The following is a 1226-nucleotide window of genomic DNA, read 5'->3' as shown; positions in this document are numbered from 1 at the left end:
GCCCCACGGCTCCCGCACGGCCTCCGGCCCGCCCGTCCCCGTGGCTCCCGCACAGCCCCACGGCTCCCGCACGGCCTCCGGCCCGCCCGTCCCCGTGGCTCCCGCACAGCCCCACGGCTCCCGCACGGCCTCCGGCCCGCCCGTCCCCGCGGCTCCCGCACAGCCCCTCGGCCCCGCGCCCGGCTCCCGCCCCGCCCCGGACCGGCGCGCCGAATCCGCAGGTCCCGGCCCTGCCGCCGGGTGTTCCGCACAGTGCCCGGGGGCACATACACTCAGGCAATCCCGCCCTGCTGGGCGCACCATCCGGTGACCGGGACACCCGACGGCGTCGTGTCCCGGCCGAGGGCCGTCCCCGCGGCCCGGTCACGATCCGATCAACAGAGCAAGCAGCCGAAGAAGACCTGGGTAACCTCGTGAGCTCCCCGATGCTCCGGCAGCCGGTCCGGCCGCTCGTGTCCCCCCGCCGCACAAGGGTGACAAGCACGACGACACCCTGCGCACGAGGGCTTAACTGGAGGAGAATAGGGCCACATGCGCGAAGTCTGGCCTGGAGAGCCGTATCCACTCGGTGGCACCTGGGATGGCGTGGGCACCAACTTTTCGGTGTTCTCCGAGGTGGCCGAGCGGGTCGAGCTGTGCCTTTTCGGAGACGACGGCCGCGAGGAACGCATCGACCTGCCCGAGGTGGATGGATTCGTCTGGCACGGCTACTTCCCGGGGGTCATGCCGGGACAGCGGTACGGCTACCGCGTCCACGGCCCCCACGAGCCCTCCCAGGGGCACCGGTGCAACCCCGCCAAGTTGCTGCTGGACCCCTACGCCAAGGCCGTCGAAGGCGACCTGTCGTGGAACGAGGCGCTGTTCTCCTACCCGTTCACCGACCCGGCCGGCCACAACGACACCGACAGCGCGCCCTTCATGCCGAAGAACGTGGTGGTCAACCCGTTCTTCGAATGGGGTGACGACCGGCTGCCCCGCACGCCGTACCACCAGACCGTCATCTACGAGGCGCACGTGCGCGGGCTCACCATGCGCCATCCGGCGGTCCCCGAGGAGCAGCGCGGCACCTACGCGGCCCTGGGGCATCCGGCGGTCATCGAGCACCTGCTGAGCCTGGGCGTCACCGCGGTCGAGCTGATGCCGGTGCACCAGTTCGTGCCCGAGCACGCGATGGTCGCCCGGGGGCTGACGAACTACTGGGGCTACAACACGATCGCCTACCTGGC

General features: G+C 71.7%; 1 pseudogene. It reads left to right on the top strand.

What is annotated here, in order from left to right:
* Positions 1-531: 531 nt before the first annotated feature.
* Positions 532-1226, top strand: a pseudogene (locus ACWDS7_RS48565) (glycogen debranching enzyme); the annotation flags it as partial.

The sequence above is a fragment of the Streptosporangium sp. NPDC003464 genome (assembly GCF_053588315.1).
Note: the sequence above shows the minus strand (reverse complement) of the source record. Positions and strands in the feature narration are given on the sequence as shown.